The organism is Porphyromonas miyakawae (genome assembly GCF_045865415.1).
In the GTDB taxonomy this organism is placed as follows: domain Bacteria; phylum Bacteroidota; class Bacteroidia; order Bacteroidales; family Porphyromonadaceae; genus Porphyromonas; species Porphyromonas miyakawae.
In genome coordinates, this window is the sequence record NZ_BAAFSF010000001.1 from 1,101,027 (window position 1) to 1,125,025 (window position 23,999).

Below are 23,999 nucleotides of genomic sequence, written 5' to 3' on the forward strand. Positions count from 1 at the left end.
CTCTTTATTGTTCAAAGTATCGTTTATTCAAGAGGTCGAACTGCAGGAAGGGTATCACTTTTAGGCAATGCTAGATGTAGAATTTCATTAGTTTTCTCTGCATCTACTAAGCCTTTTTCACCGAACTGCACCTTACGTTCTCTGAAGCGGTGCACTATTTCCTCAATAATATCCTCTCCGATAGCATTTTCCTCTAAACGAGTTGATAAGCCGATAGAGCGGAAAAAACCTTCGGTCATAGCAATAGCAGCTTCAATACGCTTTTCCTCATTCCCCGCTGTAATCCCCCACACACGATCGGCATATTGCAGGAGTTTCTCTCTTTTACCATGATTCTTCATCACTCTCAGAAGAGCTGGAAATACAACCGCAAGCGAATGTCCATGTGTAATATTGCATAGAGCAGTCAATTCATGTCCGATCATATGGGTAGACCAATCTTCAACCACCCCCCATGCAATAAAGCCGTTAAGCGCCATCGTAGCAGTAACCATAAAGTCGCAACGCAGGTCATAGTCAGGGGCTTCCCACACGACCTTAGGGCCGATTTCCTGTAAGGTAAGCAACAAGCCTTCTGCCCAGCGATCCATTACTCGACTTTGTCCGGGATAGGTCATATATTGCTCCAGTATATGGGCGAAGCTATCAGCAACCCCACAAGCCAACTGATACTTAGGCAAAGAATAGGTCACCTCAGGGTCTATGATAGAAAAAATGGGAAATTGTCCATAAAATGCAAATTTCTCTTTGGTTTCTCCCTTTGAAATAACACTTCCCCGGTTCATTTCACTTCCTGTTGCCGGAATAGTAAGTACTGTACCTAAAGGCACAAATGGGCCTTTAGCTACTCCTCGCCTCACTATGTCCCAAGGATCTTTATCTGATAAAAGTGATGCAGAAATAAGCTTTGCGGCATCTATTACCGAGCCACCGCCTACAGCCAGTACAAAATCACTTCCATGCGCACGACCTACGGCAATAGCGTCTCTGCAAGTTTCAACTTTAGGATTACTTTCTATACCCCAAAACTCCTTCGTATCGTATTCTTTGAGTGCATTTGTTACTTGCTCATACACACCATTACGCTTCACACTGCCTCCCCCAAAAAGTAGAAGTACCTTTGCGCCTGTCGGAATCTCTTTACTCAGTGTACTGATCGAATCCTTTCCAAAGATGAGTTTTGTCGGATTTTTGAAACTGAAGTTCTGCATGACTTAATTCCCTATACCTTACTTAATCTTATTCTCGAAGCAAAGTTAGGTAATTAAAGATAGAGTATCACAAAGCTAAGTTCTTTGCAGAATACCTCACGGGCATAAATTCGCCCTTCATCCACAAGGCAGTATCTTCCGGATTCCGCATTTGAGCGAGTAACCGACAAATAGGTTTTTCTCTGCTCGTAAGAGCCTTTTTCACGGCTCCAAACTGTTTTGCTCTTTTACATAGTTAGTAAACAGATCATCTATGATACCATCGGCAAGTCCACTGGTAGGTACAGAAATACCCTTTGCTTTTAAAGTATCCACAACAGAAAGAAATATTTGCGCTGCCGGCACTATGACATCCGCTCTGTCCGGCTTAAGATTAAAGCGCCTCATTCGCTCTGTAAACTCTAATGGGGCAAGTTCATCAAAAAGTGCATGAAGGTCGGCAGTTGAAATATACCGCTCTTTCTCTGTGGATAAAGCATTCTCGCCTAATCTTACTAATTTATTGATATTGCCTCCTGTACCGATCACTACAATATCCTCATACTCGGCAGCAATCTTTGAAAGCACATCAATAAAGGCCTCGTAAATACCATCTTCTACTTTTCCTTCAAGCATACGCACGGTGCCAATGGGGAAAGAGCCGGAGGAGAGCAGACGTCCCTCAGAGAAGAGATTCAACTCCGTACTACCACCTCCCACATCTACAAACAAAACTGATTTATTTTTAGGAGTGGCTAAACGAAGACGTATATCACCCACCAAACGAGCTTCTTCTTTACCGGTAATGATATCTATCTTAATTCCGGTACTTTTTTCTATTTCTGCAACTATTTTCTTTCCATTAGTTGCCTCTCGCATTGCACTCGTTGCACATGCCCGATAAGCGACCACATCAAAAATAGACATAATCTCACGATAGGCAGTCATCAAACTAATGAGGTGTTTCCGCTTCGTTTTGGATATTTTCCCTTCAATAAATACATCCTCACCCAAACGAATGGGGACACGAATAAGTTGGACTTTTTCCAATGGTAACTGCGGCTCATCAGGATAACCTCTCTTCAACAAAAGTCTAATCGCATTAGAGCCTATATCTATACCGGCAAAATACTTGATATTCATTCTCCTATATGTGATTATACGATAGAGTCTCCCTCAGCTTCTTTGTAATATTTATAGAGTTCTTCTTGAGAACGGAACCAAGGTTTCTCGCTAACTGAGCGAAGAGGAATTCCGTCATTGTAATTCACATAGTAAGCTTGTGACACATCCTGCATGCCAAGGGTTACGATGCGATCTAAATCAGCCTTTATATCCTCTTCATATACAGGTGTAATAACCTCTATACGACGATCTAAATTACGCTCCATCCAATCTGCTGATCCTATAAAGTATAGTGGCTCTCCCCCATTTCCAAATATGAACATACGAGAATGCTCTAAATACCTATCGATTATCCCATGTAACTTAATTCCCTCACTTATTCCTTTAACCTCAGGTACTATGCTACAATTTCCGCGTACCAGCAACTCAATCCTCACTCCTGCCTGAGCTGCTGCATATAGACGCGATATAAGGTATCGGTCAGTTATATGATTGATTTTAATCCTTATAAAGGCCTCTAACCCCTTTTTTTTGTTGCGTATTTCCCTATTTATAAGTGCTGTAAAGCGTTTCCGCATATCATTAGGCGAGACGATTAGCTCTCTAAAATAGGTATTAATAAATGGTCTTTCAATAAAGTCAAATACCTTCGCAACCTCATTTACTATAGACTTGCGATGGGTGATAAGCATATAATCCGTATAAATCTTAGCAGTACCTTCGTGCATATTACCGGTACTTATGCAGGCAATATCCCCATCACGTGTAGTAATATAGACCAGTTTACTGTGTATCTTTAGCTTTTCCGGTCCAAAGATTACATGCACTCCGGCCTCAACCATCTCCTGGCTCCACGAAATGTTACTCTCTTCGTCAAAGCGAGCTAATAGTTCTACTACCGCTGTTACTTTCTTACCATTTGCCGCGGCAGCCATTAGAGCTTCAACCACATTAGAGTGCTTTGCTACCCTATATAAAGTAATCTTAATTTCTTTTACACTGTCGCTAATAGCAGCTTCACGCAACAGTCGGAGAAAGCGGTCAAAGCTATGATAGGGGAAGTGAAGACCATAATCCTTGCATCGCACAGAATCAATCATACTATCCGAAAAGTCTATATTACTTCCCATCAAAGGCGGGTGGGGAGTAAACTGTAGATCTTTTCTTCCACAATCAGGAAAGCTCAATAGATCTTTAGTATTGTGATAGCGCCCTCCTGCCATGCGGGCATCATTGTGGTCTAACTCAGCTTTCTTAAAGAGTTGGCGCTTGATACGCAAAGGCATATTGCGATCAAAAGCCATACGAAGCATTTCCCCCTTTCGGCGACTTTTTATACCACTGGTCACACGCTCCAACATACTTTCTTCAAGCCCACCCTCAACGTCCATCTCGGCATCTTTTGTGAACTTAAAAGCATAAGCCTTAAAACTATTGTAAGGTAATCCCACGAAGATATACTTTAGATTGTAGCGAATAACATCATCAAGGAACATCAAGTAGGTTTCTCCATTATCATCAGGCAAGCGCACAAAGCGACCAAACTTCTCTACAGGCACACGAATAAGTGCGGTATCACGCTTTATCACCTCGCCATCCTCATCAAGCTGCTTAAGGTCAACAGCTAAGTATAGAGCTTCGTCCATCTGTTCAGCTGAAAACTGCATCTTTTGGATAAAAAGTGGATTCGTGGAGGCATTTAGTTTATTAAGGTAGAAAGATAGCACCTGCTGCTCCTGCTGCGGTTTTAACTGATTTTCATCAATTATGTGAATATGCTCTGCTTCAAGAGCATCCATTAGCTTATTGAAGCACAAGTCATACTGCTTAGCACCGGCATCTGACAGTTTGTAAATCTCTTTGAGCGTTTTCTGTGCCTTTTCCTCTTTTTTCCGATTTTCATCACTTTTCCCTTCTGCTTCGCGACGTAATGAAGCTACTCGTACACGAAAGAACTCATCTAAATTATTAGAATAAATACCTAAAAACTTTATCCGCTCTAATAGGGGCACATCTTCTCGCTCAGCTTCCAGTAAAATGCGACGATTAAAGTACATCCAACTTACGTCTCGCTCCACATAAGGAAATTTTATGTTCTTTGCCTGTTTACCCATACTATACTTTTTACTCTGCACTATCAATCTATTCAAAGATAACGAATTGGAAGCAAATAACTCTTGAGAAAATGTTACAATAATATTACCATCGATTAGAAATGTTCTATCAATGCACTTCGGAGTAAGTAGCACTTTTGCAATACATTCTGATAAACAAAATATTTTATCAGAATCTTTCAACTAAAACTTATAGATGTTTCAATCAAAAGATACAGATCTTTTGAGTGAAAGATATAGATCTTTCAAATGGTATATCTATACTTTTTTTATCGAGTAGGTCGGGAAACGAAAGTTTTCTGACCTACTTTCGTTTCCTTTCCTCTCACACCACCGCACATGCGGTTCCGCATAGGGCGGTTTAATTCGTTTTCAAAGAGTGACTGATCATATCCGATTAGTTTCATCTTCCCTCTTTCTTAATTTCCGCTTCCGATGATTGTGTGCTTAGCTCTATGTGGTCGATCGCATGGACGTTTTGACCGTTGCCACTTGTCAAAAAAGACATCGGAACATACATTCTTGCTTGTCGTTGCGAATTATTTGATACTTCACCTTGTCCAGCTCGAGAAGGGCTACTTCGACCTCTGCTGACTCCTCGACATTCGTTGTTACTATCCTTAATGGACTGCCGAGGCCTCACGGGATAAGCCATACATCTTTCATCGTTTACCTGCCTAATTTACCACTAATAACTTCAGTTTTGACGATACACTTTTTGCCGCTAAAAGGGGCAAGAGGAGGAAAAATCTTTTTTCGGCCAATATTGCATTTTCATGCATCTCTTTTTAGCGTTACTCACTTTGTATCAGTATATTACGAATTTCCGATGCACGATTTTGCATAATCATGAAAACGAAATTTAACAGTGGATGCACGATTTTGCATAGTCGAATAGCTCCATCTTGCCTATATTTGCCGGTGAAAATAGAACAAGAAAATTATGAAGAGGGATAAAAAGCCTCAAAGCTTGAAGGAGCAATTACGACTGTCGTTTCACACCGTTACCGATATGGTGGGTAGGGATATAGAAAAACGCAGGCAAGCTTTTACTGCTGCCGAGCATTTTTCTGTGGAGAATAATTCCTTTAAGCATCGAGGCACACACACTTATATAAAGAACGTAAAAAGACATATTAACCTCTCCCTCGGTAGCAACGATGGATACAAATCAACTTTATTACCATGAAACGTAAAGTATTACTTATTTGCGCCCTATTAGTCAGCGTGATTACGCTCTCCGGCGCAGCCAATCGCTCCTACCGCATTGCATTGGAGCAGTGGAACCCCATCGGCTTTACGCAAGCCCCATCCGGGTCCCCAATCACTAACCGCCTAACGGCAGGTAGCGCTATCCTACCCACAGTCGCTACGGTAGCGCCCTCCGGCGTGCTACGCAGCGACTCAGACAACGTGATCACCTTCACTACCGCCAAAGCGGTTGGGGAGACGGTACGTCTCAGTATGCAATATTCGGGTGACAAGCCTACGCTGACCGGTCTGACCGGTACACCCAAGAACAATGGGGAAGGAGTAACCTATACGCTCACATCGCAAACCGTAACCATCCGGGGCGATGTAACCTTCCTTGACTGCTCTTGCAATCAGCTGACGGCATTGGATGTATCCCAGAATACCGCCTTGACAAGGCTTGACTGCTACACCAATCCACTGAAAGCGTTGGATGTATCCCAAAACATCGCGTTGACATATCTCTACGGCTCCAACAATCAACTGACCACGTTGGATGTATCCAAGAACACCGCGTTGACAGATCTTGGCTGCTCTGACAATCAGCTGACCGCATTGGATGTATCCAAGAATACCAAATTGACATATCTTAATTGTGGAAGCAATCAGCTGACCGCATTGGATGTTTCCCAAAACACTGCGTTGACAAATCTTGTCTGCCATGACAATCAGCTGACCGCGTTGGTTGTATCCAAGAACACTGCGTTGACAGAGCTTTACTGCTCTCACAATCAGCTGACCGCATTAGATGTATCCCAGAATACCGCCTTGACAGGGCTTGACTGCAACACAAATCAACTGACCACGTTGGATGTATCAAAGAATACCGCCTTGACAACGCTTAACTGCTTCAACAATCAGCTGACCACGTTGGATGTATCAAAGAACACCGCCTTGACTGATCTCCTCTGCTCTCACAATCAGCTGACCGCATTGGTTGTTTCCCAAAACACTTCCTTGACATGGGTTACCTGCTTCAGCAATCAAATAAAAGGAGAAGAGATGACCCGCTTGGTAAATGGTCTGCCCGACCGTACAGGAAAGAAAGCCGGTGAATTTATTGTGGTGCAAGAACCGTCACCCGAAGGCAACCGATGCTTAAAAACAGATGTGGCTATTGCTAAGAGTAAGAACTGGAATACGCTAAAGTACAACACCGATATCCATAAAACTGTTCCCTACGAGGGTGAAGAGCCTATTCCTTATGCCGTTACGCTGACGAAAGAGGGCGAAGGCACGCTCACCGCTACCGGTGCTGCCGACCTTAACGCCGTTCCGGAAGGTACTGAGCTGACCATTGAGGCTACCCCCGCAGCAGGCTACGAGCTAAAAGCACTCACCGCCAACGGAACCGATATCCTCGCTACCAAGAAGTTCACAGTTACGGCAAATACCGAAGTGAAAGCCACTTTCACCAAGAAAACTGCTGCAGAGGTGGTAGCAGCCGGCACCCTGCGCCTCTATCCCAATCCGGCAAGTGCATACGTCAACGTGAAGGGTGCAAAGGCGGATACCTTGGTACGCCTCTACGATGCGAACGGCACGTTGCTATATGAAGCCCGCACCGCTGCCGACGGCATGTTGCAGATCGACCTATCTGCCTATGCAGAAGGTGTTTATCTGCTCCACATAGGTGACGCCACACAACGCCTCCTCATCCAACGATAACCGAATGACACAACCCACAGCGCAGTAGATGCGCTGTGGATGTACTGAGTACTGCTGATGCAATCGAGTAGGAGGTAAACACTAATGATAGGTGCTTATCTCCTACTTTCGTGTTCACCGACCTCTCACACCACCGTACGTGCCGTTCGGCATACGGCGGTTTAATTCGTTTTCAAAGAGTGGCTAATCATATTCGATTAGTTTCATCTTCCGTCTTTCTTAATTTCCGCTTCCAATGATTGTGTGCTTAGCTCTATGTGGTCGATCGCATTGACGTTTTGACCGTTGCCACTCGTCAGCAAAGACACCGGAACATACATTCTTGCTTGTCGTTGCGAATTATTCGGTCCTTCACCTTGTTCTGCGCGAGAACGGCTACTTCGACCTCTGCTGACTCTGCGGCATTCGTTGTTACTATCCTCGTGGACTACCGAGGCCTCACGGGATAAGCCATACATCTTTCATCGTTTACCTGACTAATTTGCGCATCAAGGTTACGATTGCCTTTGGAAACTTCACTGCCTTTGGCCGGCTTGTCCGTTTGATACGCCTTAGTATTAGGTTTCTGTTCGTCAGGCCACGAGTTCGCTATTGCTTCTTCTCTCCCAAGGGTCACCCCTTGAAACTTGCAAGTCGCTATGGGGTTCGTTGGCAACTACGCCCCGGGTGGTCTTTCACCACAGATGTATGACATGCCTGTCATACCAAAAAAAAGGACTGAGGAGCATAAAAACTCCACAGCCCTTGTTCATGGTTACAATATCACTCAGACCTTTTTCTGGGCTGAGAGACACAGTAAGTGCTAAATTACCCGAAGCCGGCTACATATCCCTAAAGTAGTAGCTTGCAACTGCTTCAGAAAAAAGTCTTCTAAGCGGTTCATTAGGAATAGCAGCAATAATATCTTCCGTAAAGGCCATTGAGAGGATCTTCTCCGCTACTTCAAGCGGAATACCCCGCTGCTGCATATAGAAAAGCACTTCCGCATCCAGCTGACCCGTAGTCATACCGTGTGAGCACTGTACATCATCGGCATATATTTCAAGGTGCGGTTTGGCATAGATATAGGCGTCCGGCGAGAGCAAAAGATTACGATCCTGCTGATAGGCCTCTGTTTTTACAGCACCTTGTGCTACAAATATTCGGCCGGTGAAAGAGGCTGTGGAACGTCCCAAAGCAACATGCTTATAACGTTCATTGGTGTAGCAATGTGGTTTGACGTGCTCTACACGGGTGAATGTATCAATTAGCCGCTCCTCATCTACAATAGCCATTCCGTTAAGTGTAAGAGACGCATGCTCACCTAAAAATCTACTCCACACGTTATTGCGAGTAACTCCATTGTGAAGTACCACGGTGTGCATAGCCACCTTACTATAAGCCTGCTGGCGAATGAAATAAGAAGCTAATTTGTTGTGTTTCTTAGAGGTCTCCTCACTAAGGTATATCGTGGCTAAGGCAGAGGGGCCTAAATCCACTTCCACGACCGAGAGATACAAGCTCTCATTGTCCCAACTTGAAGGGTTCGTATCGCTCAAAAGAATCTCCAATTGAGCATTTTTTTCAACTACAATTACTACTCTATCCACAATCATTTGCAAGCTATTTGCTGCAATGATGTGCTCAAGATGAAGAATCTTATCAATACAAGTTCCTTCAGGAACAAAGACAAGAAGTGCATCAATTGCAAACAGCGTATTTAATGCAACCATTGCATCATTATCTGGTGCTGCATGCTTAGCATAAACATCCGCTACGCGTTTTTTCTGTTTCTCGGGAGCATCAGAAGAAAGGAAGCTATTTAACGAGCCTACGTAGCACCCGGAAGGGAGCGACTCACGTAAGCTTTCCAGTTGAGCGTCATCCGGACAATTTCCATTAATTCTCGCTATTTGATAACCATCAAGGGTTGCAAAGCGATTCTTAGTCTCCGTTTTAAGCTCTCCTTCAGAAGATATATTCCACTGTTTTCCGAGCAGCGAAACCATATCAATGTGCCGATAATCCTCAGAATGAAGGGAGGGGAAGCCATAATCTTCCAAATAATGTAAAGCTTCAGCCTTAGCCTCTGATGTCAATCGACAAGCGGCACAGTCTAAATCTTTCTGATGTGCCAAGTAAGTATCTATGAAATACTTTACTTCCGGCTTCAATGTTCGTATCCCTTCCATGGATTAGATCTCCTCTCTTAGCCATTCGTAGCCCTCTTCCTCCAACTTGAGGGCAAGAGAGGCGTCTCCACTTTTTACGATTGAACCATTGATTAAGATGTGCACAAACTGAGGCTTGATATAGTTTAGCAGTCTCTGATAGTGTGTGATCACCACGGTGCTTTTCTCAGGGGTATGAAGCCGATTGACTCCTTCAGCAACTATACGAAGCGCATCTATATCCAACCCACTATCCGTTTCATCCAAAATAGAGAGTGTGGGATCCAACATAGCCATTTGAAAGATTTCATTTCGCTTTTTCTCCCCACCGGAGAACCCTTCGTTAACAGCTCGCTTAGAAAGCTGTGCACTCAGCTGTACAAGCTCCTGCTTCTGCTTCATCAACTTTAGGAAGTCGGCAGCCGGCATTGGCTCTTGTCCCTGAGCTTTGCGACGCTCATTTATAGCTGTGCGCATAAAGTTTGTCATACTCACTCCCGGGATCTCTACCGGATACTGGAAGCTTAAAAATATACCTCGATGCGCTCTTTCTTCAGGGGCCATCCCTATCAAGCTCTCGCCTTTAAATAGTATATCCCCTTTCGTGACCTCAAATGCAGGGTCACCTGCTATCACACTCGAGAGTGTACTCTTACCACTTCCATTTGGGCCCATGATAGCATGTACCTCTCCGCAACCGATGCTAAGGTTTACTCCCTTTAATATTTCTTTTCCCTGCACCGAGGCGTGCAGATCTATTATTTCTAATAGTTTATGATTCATTTATTAAGTATCGTTTGTTAGGTTGTTTATATATTTTCATCCTACAGAGCCCTCTAGTGTTACGCTCAGTAGCTTTTGAGCTTCCACAGCAAACTCCATAGGTAGCTTATTCATTACTTCTCGTGCATAGCCGTTTACAATCAAGGCAACCGCATTCTCCGTAGGGATTCCTCTTTGGTTACAATAGAAGAGCAAATCGTCACTAATCTTAGAGGTAGTTGCTTCGTGCTCAATGACAGCACTCTGATTCATCACTTCTGCATAAGGATAAGTATGCGCTCCACAATGATCAGTCAGTAGCAAGCTATCGCACTGGGAGTGATTTCTGCTATCCTCAGCTCCCTTTCCAATTTTTACCAAACCTCTAAAGCTATTCTGACTGCTACCTGCCGAAATGCCTTTTGATACAATAGTACTACGAGTACGCTTTCCCAAGTGGATCATTTTGGTACCTGTATCGGCTTGTTGGTAATTATTGGTCACAGCCACAGAATAAAACTCGCCAATGGAATCATTACCCACAAGCATACAACTGGGATACTTCCAAGTGATCGAAGAGCCCGTTTCTACTTGTGTCCAGCTGATCTTACTCCTATCACCTCGACAAAGTCCTCTCTTCGTCACAAAGTTGTAGATACCTCCTTTGCCATCAGCATCTCCTGGGTACCAATTTTGAACAGTGGAATACTTTACTTCAGCATCCGTTTCAGCAATAATCTCTACAATGGCTGCGTGGAGCTGGTTTTCATCGCGCATAGGAGCTGTACAACCCTCCAAATAGCTCACATAAGCCCCCTCATCGGCAACAATCAAAGTACGCTCAAATTGCCCTGTGTTGCGCGCATTTATTCTAAAATAAGTCGACAACTCCATAGGGCAACGTACTCCTTTAGGGATATATACAAAAGAACCATCGCTAAAGACAGCTGAGTTCAGTGCAGCAAAGTAGTTATCTGAAGCCGGTACGACCTTACCCAAGTATTTTTTTACCAAATCAGGGTGATTTTTTACTGCTTCACTGAAAGAGCAAAAAATTATCCCTAACTCAGATAGTTGTTTTTTAAATGTCGTTGTAACAGACACACTATCCATAACAGCATCCACAGCAGTGTTTCCGGCAAGTATCTCTCTTTCATGAAGAGGAATACCCAACTTATCAAAGGTTTTCACCAACTCAGGATCCAAATCCTTTTTCTCGTTGACATGCTTGCGAGGAGCTGCATAATAAACAATGTCCTGATAGTCGATAGGCGGTATATATAGATGCGCCCAATTAGGTTGCTTCATGTTGAGCCACCTCTGATAAGCTTTTAGCCTAAAATTCAACAACCACTCAGGTTCACCTTTCTTAGCACTAATTAGTCGGATAGTATTCTCCGAAAGCCCTTTGGCAATAGTATCCGTCTCAATATCAGTTGTGAACCCATACTTGTATTCATTCTCAGTGACCTCAAAGAGAATATCATCAGGATGTGGTTCGTCGGGTATATAGTTATTATTTATATCTTGATTCATCTTTATACTGAAAATTGTCTCACAGGAGCCTGCTCCTTTTTCTCTACCATTTTGTTAGGCAACAGCCGGGAGGGCAAAAAAGTTGTAGCAAAAGGCTTTATTTGGTCATAATAGTGCGATATATTACGAATATCGACCTTTTCAATCCCATTTTTTCTCGGAATGAAGCGATCAAGTACTACGAATGAGTAGCTCATGACAAGAAGAGCTATAAGTAGTGAGAAAACCATCCCAATCAAACGATTAACAAGCGAGAGATGCAAGATACGCACCCCTCGATCTATCCTTTTTCCAATAAAAATGATTACTCTGTATACCAGCACATAGCCAAGAGCTAACGTAGCAAAACGAATGGCAACCGGAGGGAAGCCAGAAATCTGCGTGAAAATATTTTCAAGGAGCTTAGAGACACTTCCGGAAAGCATGGCAGCGACTACCACTGCAACCAATGCCATAGCCCTATTGACAAAGCCTTTCTTATAGCCTATCCACAAAGAATAAATCAATGCAATGCCAATCGCAATGTCTAGCCAGCACATGGCTCCTCTACATCAAGCGATACTTTTCCGTTATAGTTTCTTCTTTACTTCCGTCTCCATGAAGGACTCTATGCTATCGCCCTGCTTAAGATCGTTATAATTAACAACCTGAAGCCCGCACTCTAAGCCTGTGGGCACCTCCTTAGCATCATCCTTAAATCGCTTAAGGGAAGCGATCTCTCCGGTATAAATCACAATACCATCCCTTATGATGCGCACCTTATCGGAGCGTTTGATCTTCCCTTCTTTAACCATACAACCTGCAACAGTACCCACTTTGGTAATATCAAAGGTTTGAAGTACTTCAAGCTGTGCCGTAACAGTTTCACGAATCTCAGGTGACAGCATACCTTCCATGGCGCTCTTTACGTCATCAATAGCATCATAGATCACCGAATAGGTACGTATCTCTACCCCATCCTGCTCTGCCAGCCTTCTAGCTTGAACCCCCGGACGTACTTGGAAGCCAATGATAATTGCTTCTGAAGCCTCAGCCAGTACGACATCTGATTCGGAGATTTGCCCTACGGCCTTGTGAATGACCTTCACTACGATCTCTTCTGTCGACAATCTAATCAAAGAGTCTGATAAGGCCTCTATAGAACCATCCACGTCTCCCTTTATTATCAAATTGAGCTCCTTGAAGTTTCCGACTGCTATACGATGGCCTATATCATCCAAAGTAAGCATCTTCTGTGTTCGGATTCCTTGTTCACGCTCAAGCTGTTGACGTCTTCGAGCTATATCTTTTGCTTCTTGTTCACTGCTAAGTACATTAAAGGCATCTCCGGCAGAAGGTGCTCCATCTAAACCTAACATAGTGGCAGGAATGGAAGGACCGGCCTCTTCAAGTCTATTCCCGGCTTCATCGGTTAAGGCCTTAACACGACCGAAATATTTACCTGCTAATACGATATCACCGGTTCGAAGTGTACCATTCTGCACCAAAATGCGAGACACATAACCACGGCCTCTATCCAAAGCAGATTCGATAATCATACCATTGGCATTACGATCCGGATTTGCTTTTAGGTCTAATAGATCTGCTTCCAATAGTACCTTTTCCAAAAGTTCAGGTACACCTTGTCCAAACTTAGCGGAGATTTCCTGACATTGGTACTTCCCACCCCACTCTTCTACGAGGTAATTCAATCCAGCCAACTCCTCCTTGATACGGTTTGGATTAGACGTGGGTTGATCTATCTTATTAATAGCGAAAACGATGGGTACTCCTGCTGCGGCTGCATGATTCAAAGCTTCAATTGTCTGAGGCATTACCTTCTGCGTAGCATCCACAATAATGATAACAATATCCGTTACCTTGGCACCACGCGAACGCATAGCGGTAAATGCTTCGTGACCCGGAGTATCTAAAAAGGTGATCTTACGACCCGATGGAAGCGTTACGTTATAGGTACCGATATGCTGAGTTATACCTCCGGCTTCACCAGTAATAACATTCGTCTTACGTATATAGTCCAAAAGGGAGGTTTTACCATGGTCAACATGCCCCATGATCGTAACTACCGGAGGTCTGGGAACTAAATCTTCCTCACTATCTTCATACTCTTCTGCCTTAATAGCTTCTACTACATCGGCACTGACAAATTCTGTCTTAAAGCCGAATTCCTCAGCCAACATTTCTATGGACTCCGTTTCCAATCGCGTGTTGATATTGACCATTAAGCCGATATTCCAGCAAATAGTAATCAATTCATTCACTGGCTTATCCATCATGTTGGCAAGATCATTAACCGTTACGAATTCGGTTATCTTAATCGTTTTCTGCTCGCCTTCAGTAGGTCTCTCACTTTGAGTTCTAACATGCTCCTTCCTTCCTCGACGTCCATCGGAGGGCTTTCGGGTCAAACGAGCTAATGTCTCCTTTACCTGACGCTGAACTTCCTCTTCGCTGATTTCAGCCTTTGGCTGTTCTTTACGTCCTTTTTTATTGCGTTTAGATTGATTCTTCCCCGTTTGAGCCTGTGTGGCAGAAGCTGAACGAGCACGTTTGCGTGCCTCAGCAGAAGTAGAAGGATCAACCCCTCGAGCTGCCTCCTTCTTTATATCTACTGCCCTGCTATTAATACGCTTGCGCTTACCTCCACGCTCTCCTTTCTTTCGAGAGGGAGCAACCTCTTCAAGGTCTATCTTACCTACTACGGTAAACTTAGGCGCATCTGATGCCGAATTGAACCTAAATATCTCAGGCTCTTGATTATCTCCCGACGGGGCAGCGGCAGGCGCGTCCTCTTTCTTCTCCTCCGTTAAAGCTTCCTTCTTTTCCGGTTCTGCGACTGCTTTCTTAGTAGGCTTAGCCTCTTTTTCTTCATTACTAACAGGCTTTGCAACCTCTTCTTCCTTATGAGGTGTTGCCGTTACCGGCTTAGCAGAAGGCTTTTCGCTCACTTCCTTACTCTTTTCCTTTGTTGCTTTCTTCGGTTCCTCTTTAGGTTTATCTGCTTTTGCAGACTTTTTCTTAAGAGTAGGTTCAAGTGAAATACTGCCCAACTTTTCAATTACGGGGGCAGGATGCTCTTTCTCAGGTTGTGTCTTTTCGGCCTGAGTCACAGGATCTTTCTCACTTTTCTTTTCCTCAGCCCCAGAAAGCACATTGGGTTGCTCTTTAGGCTCCGCTTTCTTCTCCGGAGTTTTTACTTCAGGCTTTTCAGTTATAGTAGAAGTAGTAGCAGTATTTTTTTCACTCTCCACCTCCTTGGTAGGCATTGCATTTGGCTTCGCTTTCTTTTTATCAGGGAGAGATATATGCCCCTTTACGATCACTTCGGGCTTAGAAGGCGTAGATGCGTCATCTTTCTCTGCAGACGTCTTTTTTTCGGAAGCAGTTCCCTTTGTAGCAGTGCGATGAGTCGTAGTGCTCTGTGATGAAGGCTTGGTTTTAGGAGCCACATACTTGAGCATCATAGCATCGATCTTTTCTTTCGGCAAACTATCATGGAACACCTTCATTATGAGAAGAAAAGTAGCTTCATCAATACGCGTATTGGGGTTATTAGGCACCTCTATTCCATTTTTAGTCAACTCTGAGGTCAACGACTCCACCCCAAAGTTGAGATCATTTGCCAATTCAATCAGTTTTATCGCCATATATATTTGCTTTTCTTCCTTTTTCTGTCTGCTCTTGCTTTCTTCTTAACAAAGATATAGATACACAATTAATCTATTCTATTTATTCCTCCTCTTCTTCACCCGGCAATGGCTTTTGTTCTTCCTCTTGTGGGGCTTGAGATTCATAATCTGAATGAGACGGTATACTCTGCGTACGAGGATTATGAGATATATAACCCAGTTCACTCAATTCATCCTCATCAAACTCGGTAGCCAGGACCTCTAATACATTATCAATGGTAGACAACTCAAGATCAGTACGTTTTTCCAAGTCTTCACGAGGTATACGGAGCACACTCTTTGCTGTATTACAACCTATTTTACGAAGCTCTTCAAGCACCCAGTCCTCTATTTCATCAGCATATTCCTCCAAGAGAATATCCTCTTCTTCTACATTAGGAACATCCCTAAATACTTCTATTTCAAAACCCGTCAAGGCCTTTGCCAACTTAATATTGGCTGCATTACGCCCTATAGCCATGGGGACCTCTTCAGGCGGTACACTTACCTCTGCCCTCATCTCCTCGGGAACAATCGTTATAGAGGTAATTTTTGCCGGATTCAATGCGCGTTGAACCAATAACGAGGGATTCTTTGTAAAGGGAATAACGTCAATATTCTCACCCCTTAGCTCACGTACAATACCACGGATACGGCTTCCATTCATACCCACACAAGCTCCTACCGGATCGATACGGTCATCATAGCTCTCCACTGCCATTTTAGCTCGTTCACCCGGGATACGTGCTACCCGCTTGATGGTAATCAAACCATCACCAATCTCCGGTACGTTAAGTTCAAAGAGACGCTTGAGAAACTCAGGGTTGGTGCGAGATACATATATCTTCACCACATTATTCTCATTATCCACGTGATCAACTACGGCATGTACAGTGTCGCCCTTACGGAAGAAATCTCCGGGTATCTGCTCACTGCGAGGCATGAGAAGCTCATTTCCTTCATCGTCTACCAGAAGCACTTCACGCTTCCACACCTGATATACTTCAGCAGATACAAGCTCTCCAATACGCTCCTTGAACATATTGTACAAACTCTCTTTTTGGAGATCTAATATCTTGCCACTCAATGTCTGACGAAGGTTTAAAATAGCTCGGCGTCCGAAGGAAGAAAAGTCAATCGAATCGGTCACGTTCTCCTCTTCTTCTGCATAGGGATCTATTTTTTTTGCTTCACTAAGCCCTATCTCCAAGAGAGGGTCATTTACAGCATCATCTGCTACCACATGACGCGTGCGCCATATCTCCAAGTCGCCTGTTTCCGGATTCACGATCACACTCAAATTCTCATCCGTACCCAGCATCTTGCCCAATACACTTTTAAATGCATCTTGCAAGACTGTGATCAACGTCTCCTTATCTATACTCTTCAGCTCCTTAAACTCGGTAAGCGTATCAGCCATGCTTACCTTATGCGTCTTTTTACTCTGCGCCATATACTCTGTTTTTATCTGTAGGGCTTTATAGTTCTTTTCTTAATATTCTTTCAGAAGCGATAACACGCCTCTTTCACCTCTTCGCTGCTTATCATACGCTCGGCAGATGGCTCGGCAGTAGCTTCTGTGCATTTCTTAGACGTACCCTTCTTTCCTTTTGTTGGGAGGCCTACCACAAACTTGCCTTCATCCTCTACACTAACCAACACGCCATCCAGTCGCTCGCCTGTTTTTAGCAATACCGTAATGGGATCACCCACATGCTTACGATACTGCTCCGGTACGACATAAGGCATATCCAAACCGGCACTTGACACCTCAAGAGAAAAGTCCTCCTCGTCTCTATTTAACGAAGCTTCTATCGCACGAGAGAGCGCAACACAGCGATCTATAGATAGACCATGATAAGCGTCTACACGTACCTTAATCTCATTACGCGGACTCACTTTGACGGAGACTAAGAACTCCTCTCCCTCCGTCAATAGAGACGCTACAATGGACTTAATCTGTTCCTCTGTAGGTTTCATAATAATACCCCGTTGCTATAGCAACCTATCTTTTTCTACAAAAAAGAGGAAACCGCTTGCGCATGGTCACCTCCACCGTCCGTTCAGTCTGCTACTTCCTTCCGTGGCAATGCTCCCAAGGATTCCCTTGTGTTGTGTCCGCAACTCACCATGAAGGATATAGAAAAACCTTACGTTTGCAAAGATACGCTTATTTATTCAAATATTCATCATTCTAATACCCTCTCTCTGCTTTATATTCTACCGAGCAACAGATATTTACTCTTTATTAGAAGAGATGCCCCCTTTTCATGTTGCGATACTTTTGTTGAACCACTGAGCGTATAAGCTATCCGACAGAGAAGACGGCATTACCTTTTTGGATGGAGGGCTAATAGCTCCATTCCCTCTAAAGACAAAAAAGGTAGAGAGAGAGGAGCATTACCTACGACCGATACAGTGCACTCAACACCTCCGTGCTCTTGAGAGAGGGAAAGGCAATCCAGTGAAAGCGCATGAAATCAAGTAAAGCAGCAACAATGCGTCTTCGCTGTATTGCGGTATAGCGATACAAGTGCATATTGCGGTAATTTATACGAAGCAGCGTAACGATGTGGCCAGCATCCTGAGGGGGAATGTCGGTATCGCTATATGGCTGAGGGACAAAAGCAGCCTCCTGAAGGCTAAACCACGCTCTATCCGTACCGCCCAACGACTCCCGGTCAGGTGCTATCCCCACAACTCGCAATAACGACACGAGAAAAGCGATGTGAAAATTCTCTACCCCTTTGCTTGCACCCTCCAGCTCATCTAAAGCATTAGACAGGAAAGCATAGAGCACTTCATCTGTTTGCTTCATCAATACAAGGTGTAGTAAATCAGCCAGAAATAGGGCTATACTACGCTTCTCCGGCTGCATCAATATACTAAGCCGTAAGGGAGCCGGACTCGCCTCTATGAGTCGCTGCAAAGAACGACCGCTGCGATGCTCTGCTACGATATGTACTTCACTCAGTGGATACAGAATACGCTTTAAATTACGCGCTGCACTCTTGTTAGCCGTAGAGAGTGGTAACATGTACGATACACATCCCTCCTTCGGAGTAAGGATATGCACAATGGAGAAACGATCGTTATAAGGGGTCTCGGTGAGTACTATACCATGGCTTTTGATCTGCATAGGCCAAAGCGTATCTTAGAAGGCGCCCATCCGCTCAAAGTAGGTAGCTATATCCTCCCACGTTTTGAAGGTTGGGCTTCCGAATGTTACCACTGTACCCATAAAAGCAGGTAGGAGGGACTTCTCTTGTGGGGTAATAAAGAAGTCGCCCAAAAGGAGTTGTGGTTGGGGGGTAAAGATCACATGATTATAGGCCGGTACCCCGATATGCATTTTAAGCCACGACAATACATGCTCATACAAAGCAGTATCATAATTAGGAGAAGAGGCAACAAAATATATCTCGTACGACTCAAGCAAGCGTCGGAAAGCCTTCCGCATAGAGGAGCGTTCCTGACCCGACTCATCGCTAAGTGCTTCGACGTCAATGTAGATTACTTGGCGCTTGCGCTGCTCCTGCTGGTCATCTATCCAACGAATTACCGGGATAACACTATTGAGGAATACCTCATCATTCATACGATGCTCACCGTGAAACCATATAGCTTTACGATAATGCTCAGAGAAGAGAGGGAAAGTATGTACGAGCTGATCCTCATCACCAAAAAGTCCCCAAACGTGTTTCTGCTCCTCTTCATCCGTACTATGAGCAAAGCAACCCTCCTGCACGGTGCGGTATTTCTTTACCATCGCCTTTGTCACCAAGAATTCCTGCACCCCGTCTTTACGCGGATTGAGGAATGTTTGTTTACCGGTTAGACCATGTGCACCCATAGTGTCTGCAATACGAAAAGCAGGATTAATGAGAATACGATCAAAGCCGTAAAGCTGCTCTGCATACATCCCCCCCATTGAAGTGCCTATTATAAGGTGTGGACGCTCACTCTCTGCCATTGCACGCAGCACGTTCAACCCCTCTTCGGGATCAACCGGTATATCCTCCGCTATCACTTGTGCCGAAGGCAGCATCTCCCTCATACGTACCACAGTGCCACTGGCGGCTGATGAGCCGAACCCATGCACATACATTATTTTCTTTCCCCGCATCAAGTCGGGGTATTGCTTTTGATAATTATTCTCCATTACCTCTTAAGTGCCTTCTCTACGGCAGAAAATTGCTTTGCGGTAAAGGTACATCATATTGCACTAACTCACAAAGAGATTCACTCATTTTTCTTGAAACAAAGTTTCCAGTCAATCGAATGAGATTTTCGCAATGTACAGTGAGGGAAATGTCAATAAGGGAGTATAAATATCTTTCCCGAATAAGATAAAAAGGCTTTTCCTACTTCTCGCTTAATCCTAATATTACCAATCCATAACCGCCCAAAGACTCATGCTTTAGGCGTAGGCATGCATTCCGCCGAGCCACATATTTACGCCCAAGTAGGTAAAGAGAAGTACGAGGAATGCAAAGAGTTGCGCTGCGTGAAAGCCTAACGGACGGTTCAAGAAGCGAACAATCGGTGCATGCAATAGTGCCGCATAGACCACAAAAGCAATCAGAGCCCACACCTCCTTTGGGTCCCAGCTCCAATAGGCACCCCAGCTTACATTCGCCCATACAGAGCCAATGGCAATAGCTGCAGCAAGGAGTAGCAGAGCGGGATAAAGAATCACCTCGGCAAGCAGTCGAGCTCGGAGCGATACGTTTTCATAATGCGGTAGCTTGTGGGCGAAAGGTGCTGCCAAAAGCATGGCAAGCGAAGGCAGGACGGCAAGGGCAAAGAGTGCGTAAGAAGCCATCGCCAAACTAACGTGCAATGACAAGAGTGGCGAATGAAGCACGGGCATCAGCGAAGCAATCTGCGGATTCATCTGACTGAATGTGGCTACCATTACCGCAAAGCCTCCCATAAGCAAACCGAACGATGCAAGAAGTGGCTCACGAAAGCTAAAAATCAAAGCCACGGCAGTGAGTAGCAAGGCGAGCAAAAGCATCGTTTCGTATCCGCTTGCCATGGGAATGCACCCTATAATATAGGTGCGCCACAGCACTACAACGAGGATTACGGCAAGAAAAAGCCCCAGTAATGTGCGGGCAGCAGGAGCAAGCCACAGCACCTTTTTTCCTTTGATGAGGGCAATTACCGCAAAGAGTGAGGCAAGGAAGCCAAGCATTACGGCACAACGCGCTGCCCAGGGTAGAAAGTCGAAGCCTGTGTAAAGGCTTTCGGCACGGAGCTTTGAGACAGAAGGAAGCCGGTTATCGGTTTGGAGCCGCTGATATGCTCCTATTTTGCTAATAATATCAAGCGCTTTCGGCTCATCAGCGAGACTTTCACGGAGTATTTCCAGTGCTTGCTCCGTAAAGGCGGCATCCAAATCGCTCATCGCTTCGGGGCGAGCATCTCGTGGTGCACGCCAAATGAATTTATCGTGGCTTTCCTCAAAAGGGAATAGCGTCAGCAGCTCACCGGTATGCAGGTGGAAGCACATTTCCACTGCTTCGTGCAGCGAAACCGCTGCGGAGAGAAGTTTGTTTCGTTCACCGCGGTCGTAGGCTTCAAGGAGCGGCTGGAGGCGATATCCCTTGGAGCGATCAAAAAGGTCGGTCAGCGCAACCCGCTTACCGGTAAGTCCGAGGTATTTTCTCAGCGGAGCCTCCTTAACTCGGATTACGGGTAACGATTTCATATGATCAAAACGATAAACCCACTGCCACAAATATTGGCGGTAATCAATTCCTTCTGGTCGGAGTGTGCCGGTTGTGCGTAGCGCAAAGTCTCCTGCCAACACAGCAACCGGAGCAATGCGCCCTTTGTAATGCATCGGCAATTCGCAGAGTGCCTTTGCCTCTTTTTGTGAAACTACCGGAGCAACCATCCCTTCAGCGGAAGCACAGGGCGATACTATAAGAAAGAGCATCAGCATAGGAGCAGTACGCCCAAGGAGGGCGATTCGGCGACGGAAGCCGCCTCGTTTGTCACACAGCAGGGCAATCATAGCCAAAAGGAACAGCACGAAGCCCGAATAGACAAGCGGTGTGCCGACTCTGTCACGAGAGAAGGTAGCGTAAATATGTTGCCCTTCGTGATCCGTTCCCTGCAGAAAGATGCGGACGCCCTTTACATGCGCTATTTGATTCATTGAAAGCACAGATTGATGCGGAGCCTCGTCCGCCTGTTGGGTAGTAATGTGTGCCACCCAGTCCATGGGAGTTGTACTAAGTGGATAAAAGCGCGTCGAGGCACTATCCAAGCGAATGGAAAAACCCAGCTCCATCGGCTGGTGGGATTTATCGGTGCAAGAGTAATACGTTTTACCGCGTTCGAGGGTTAGTCCGCCACTTCGTGCTGTCATTGCGGTAGCTAATGCGCCTATGGCGATCAATACCATGGCGGCATGCATTATGGTAGCTGGGCTCTTTCGCTTAAAAGGGAGGAAAGAAAGAATAATTCCTACAGCACACAATGCCCAAAGAATGGCGAACCAAGGCGTGCCATATATATAGGTAGCCGCAACGAGTTGCCCGGAGCGAGTCTCTACAACTGTGGCATAACCCATAAGGATCATTAAAAGTGCGAGCAATACAAAAGTAGCTATCTGCCCGATGCGACGGATTTTAGAAATAGATAGTTTCAAGGCTAAATAAGTAAGTGTAGGGATGCCCAAAGCGGACATCCCCCACATTGAATAAATATATTGTAAAAGTAAAGCCGCATTAAAGGGCCTTCAGGAAAGCAATAACCTTATCGCGCTCAGCTTTTGGCAAGGCTTTATACTTTTCTTTTACGGTCTCCGCTTCGCCTCCGTGCCAGAGGATAGCTTCCTCGTAGCTCTTGGCGCGACCATCGTGCAGGAAGTTGAAGTATCCGTTCACCGTTTCCGTGAGACCAATTCCCCACAAAGGACGAGTTTTCCACTCGTTACCATTAGCAAGGAAGTCGGGACGGTCATCAGCGAGTCCTTCACCCATATCGTGAATCAGCATATCGGTGTATGCGTAGATAGTCTGGTTAGAAAGTGCTTTACAGTACTTGTTTTCACCCGTTTTCATTGATGGAACGTGACACTTAGAGCACCCCAAGTCAATAAAGTGGCGTGCACCCTCCTTCACCTCTTTACGCTCAAGACCGCGAGGAGCGGGTACTGCTAGCGTACGTGCGTAGAAGACAACGGCATCCAAATCGTAATCGCTCAGTTCGACCGGCTTAGTATTGTCCTTTTCACCGTTAGGCTGTCCGTAGGATAAGTCTACCGGATGGATGTAATGCGTGATACCCATATCATTGGTAAAGGCATCAGCACACTGGTCAAGCAGCGTAGCGGTATTAGCCTTCCAACCGAAGCGCCCGAGGAGTCGCTTACCGGTTTTCTGCTCTATCGAGAAGTTCGGCCGTCCGGATATTTTGTCGCCGTCACGGTCATAGGGGTCTGCATAGGCGAGAATTTGCTCGTCGGGGATACATTCCAAGAGTCCTAACCCATACACAGGCATCCCCAGACGTGGTGATGTCATTGCGTTGGATGGGAAGGGAAGATAGGTATCGTAAACGGAGTAGATCGGCTTACGCAAAACGACTACCGTTCCATCGGGGAATACCTCCTTTTGCTCTTCGTAACGAACAGCAAATTGTACCTCTTTTTGGTGACCACGCACTGCCATTTGCTGCAGCTGACCGCTGAACTGAGGCGTGGCAATAGGTCCGGTTACAGGATCGTTGCCAATGCTGGTACGAAGGAAGAAGCCGCTGATGTCATTTAGGTTGGCGGGGAACTTAGCACGTCCTTCGCGAGGGTGACAAGCGGAGCAGCTTGTATTGTTGTAAAGCGGCCCCAAGCCATAGAAGACGGGTCCTTCGGGAACAAATGTCTGCTCAAATATCTTATCCCCGTGGTCAAAGAGGCGTGCTTCCTCATCGGTCAGTCCACCAATTGCCTGTCCATACGCCTGACTACCCACATAAAGAGTGGTACCATTCTTTCCTCCTGCATAGCTGTGCAAACCGATATCGTAAGGGTCCTCCTCACGCGGCTTATCAGGCGAGCAGGCGGTTACCAGACCTGCCACTGCCAAAAGCAATAATAACTTGTGTTTCATTTCCTTTTCTATACTTCATCAATTGTTCTCTTTCAAATACACTATCTTCCCCATCCTAACTCACTTTAAATAGCGATCTCTCAAATCATTGGTCCCATACAAGTCGATCCTTAGTCCCATACAAAGAGATTTTTCTTCAGAACCAAATAGGAAAAACCCTACAGCCTTTTTCCGAAAACCCTATAGCCTTTTCACAGAAACCCTATAGGGTAAATTTCATTTGATACCGTAGTACCGTCTGTTTGAAGCCGAAGAAAAATTCGATTCCTCATGAATAATCGGGTCCTTGCAGTAAAGGATTACAGTCAAATCTCCCCGGTTTCAAACAGTCGGATTAGAAAGGAAAAGAACGCCGTTCGGCTCTCCTACTCCGCTTTACGGCATATAGCCAAAGTATGAAGTACCCTTATCG

At 45.1% G+C, this 23,999-nt stretch carries 17 protein-coding genes; 2 read left to right on the forward strand and 15 right to left on the reverse strand.

From position 1 onward, the window contains the following. Positions 1–23: 23 nt before the first annotated feature. The 4 genes from ACLWMH_RS04520 to ACLWMH_RS04535 form a co-directional block, all read right to left on the reverse strand. Positions 24–1,211 (reverse strand): iron-containing alcohol dehydrogenase, encoded by a 1,188-nt coding sequence (locus tag ACLWMH_RS04520; RefSeq protein WP_411915552.1) that lies wholly within the window; start codon positions 1,209–1,211, stop codon positions 24–26. Positions 1,212–1,412: 201 nt separating this feature from the next. Continuing rightward, a complete protein-coding gene (locus ACLWMH_RS04525; RefSeq protein ID WP_411915553.1) occupies positions 1,413–2,333 on the reverse strand; it encodes a Ppx/GppA phosphatase family protein in 921 nt (306 codons plus the stop codon). Positions 2,334–2,347: 14 nt separating this feature from the next. Continuing rightward, a complete protein-coding gene (locus tag ACLWMH_RS04530; protein WP_411915554.1) occupies positions 2,348–4,429 on the reverse strand; it encodes an RNA degradosome polyphosphate kinase in 2,082 nt (693 codons plus the stop codon). Between the two features lie 269 nt (positions 4,430–4,698). Further along, positions 4,699–4,836, reverse strand: a complete 138-nt coding sequence (locus ACLWMH_RS04535) for a hypothetical protein (RefSeq protein WP_411915555.1) — start codon at positions 4,834–4,836, stop codon at positions 4,699–4,701. A 536-nt stretch (positions 4,837–5,372) separates the two neighbouring features. Here ACLWMH_RS04535 and ACLWMH_RS04540 point away from each other — a divergent pair. Next, the gene (locus ACLWMH_RS04540; protein ID WP_411915556.1) at positions 5,373–5,618 is read left to right on the forward strand and encodes a hypothetical protein; all 246 of its coding nucleotides are present in this window, start codon (positions 5,373–5,375) and stop codon (positions 5,616–5,618) included. Further along, positions 5,615–7,348 carry a leucine-rich repeat domain-containing protein gene (locus ACLWMH_RS04545; protein WP_411915557.1) on the forward strand — a complete coding sequence of 578 codons (1,734 nt, stop codon included), beginning with the start codon at positions 5,615–5,617 and terminating at the stop codon, positions 7,346–7,348. The genes ACLWMH_RS04540 and ACLWMH_RS04545 overlap by 4 nt, the downstream gene beginning before the upstream one ends. Positions 7,349–8,169: 821 nt before the next feature. On the opposite strand, the gene ACLWMH_RS04550 is transcribed toward ACLWMH_RS04545, so the two are convergent. The 11 genes from ACLWMH_RS04550 to ACLWMH_RS04600 form a co-directional block, all read right to left on the reverse strand. Further along, complete coding sequence (locus tag ACLWMH_RS04550) at positions 8,170–9,519, reverse strand: SufB/SufD family protein (protein ID WP_411915558.1); 1,350 nt, start codon at positions 9,517–9,519, stop codon at positions 8,170–8,172. Between the two features lie 3 nt (positions 9,520–9,522). Further along, positions 9,523–10,281, reverse strand: coding sequence for a Fe-S cluster assembly ATPase SufC (sufC, locus tag ACLWMH_RS04555; protein WP_411915559.1), 759 nt, complete (start codon positions 10,279–10,281; stop codon positions 9,523–9,525). Between the two features lie 36 nt (positions 10,282–10,317). After that, positions 10,318–11,796: a Fe-S cluster assembly protein SufB gene (sufB, locus tag ACLWMH_RS04560; protein ID WP_411915560.1), complete on the reverse strand. Its 1,479-nt coding sequence runs from the start codon at positions 11,794–11,796 to the stop codon at positions 10,318–10,320. Between the two features lie 2 nt (positions 11,797–11,798). Continuing rightward, positions 11,799–12,335, reverse strand: a complete 537-nt coding sequence (locus ACLWMH_RS04565; RefSeq protein WP_411915561.1) for a CvpA family protein — start codon at positions 12,333–12,335, stop codon at positions 11,799–11,801. Positions 12,336–12,365: 30 nt separating this feature from the next. Next, a complete protein-coding gene (gene infB, locus ACLWMH_RS04570; RefSeq protein ID WP_411915612.1) occupies positions 12,366–15,062 on the reverse strand; it encodes a translation initiation factor IF-2 in 2,697 nt (898 codons plus the stop codon). A gap of 463 nt (positions 15,063–15,525) precedes the next feature. Beyond that, on the reverse strand, positions 15,526–16,917 hold the full coding sequence (nusA, locus tag ACLWMH_RS04575; protein WP_411915562.1) for a transcription termination factor NusA: 1,392 nt from the start codon (positions 16,915–16,917) through the stop codon (positions 15,526–15,528). A 50-nt stretch (positions 16,918–16,967) separates the two neighbouring features. Further along, positions 16,968–17,444 carry a ribosome assembly cofactor RimP gene (gene rimP / locus ACLWMH_RS04580; protein WP_411915563.1) on the reverse strand — a complete coding sequence of 159 codons (477 nt, stop codon included), beginning with the start codon at positions 17,442–17,444 and terminating at the stop codon, positions 16,968–16,970. A 424-nt stretch (positions 17,445–17,868) separates the two neighbouring features. Continuing rightward, on the reverse strand, positions 17,869–18,603 hold the full coding sequence (gene recO / locus ACLWMH_RS04585; protein ID WP_411915564.1) for a DNA repair protein RecO: 735 nt from the start codon (positions 18,601–18,603) through the stop codon (positions 17,869–17,871). Positions 18,604–18,618: 15 nt separating this feature from the next. Next, entirely contained in the window at positions 18,619–19,626 is a 1,008-nt protein-coding gene (locus tag ACLWMH_RS04590) for a YqiA/YcfP family alpha/beta fold hydrolase (RefSeq protein ID WP_411915565.1), read from the reverse strand. A 258-nt stretch (positions 19,627–19,884) separates the two neighbouring features. Next, a complete protein-coding gene (locus ACLWMH_RS04595; protein WP_411915566.1) occupies positions 19,885–22,167 on the reverse strand; it encodes a cytochrome c biogenesis protein CcsA in 2,283 nt (760 codons plus the stop codon). 40 nt (positions 22,168–22,207) lie between these two features. Further along, positions 22,208–23,587 (reverse strand): di-heme oxidoreductase family protein, encoded by a 1,380-nt coding sequence (locus ACLWMH_RS04600; protein ID WP_411915567.1) that lies wholly within the window; start codon positions 23,585–23,587, stop codon positions 22,208–22,210. Positions 23,588–23,999: the final 412 nt, after the last annotated feature.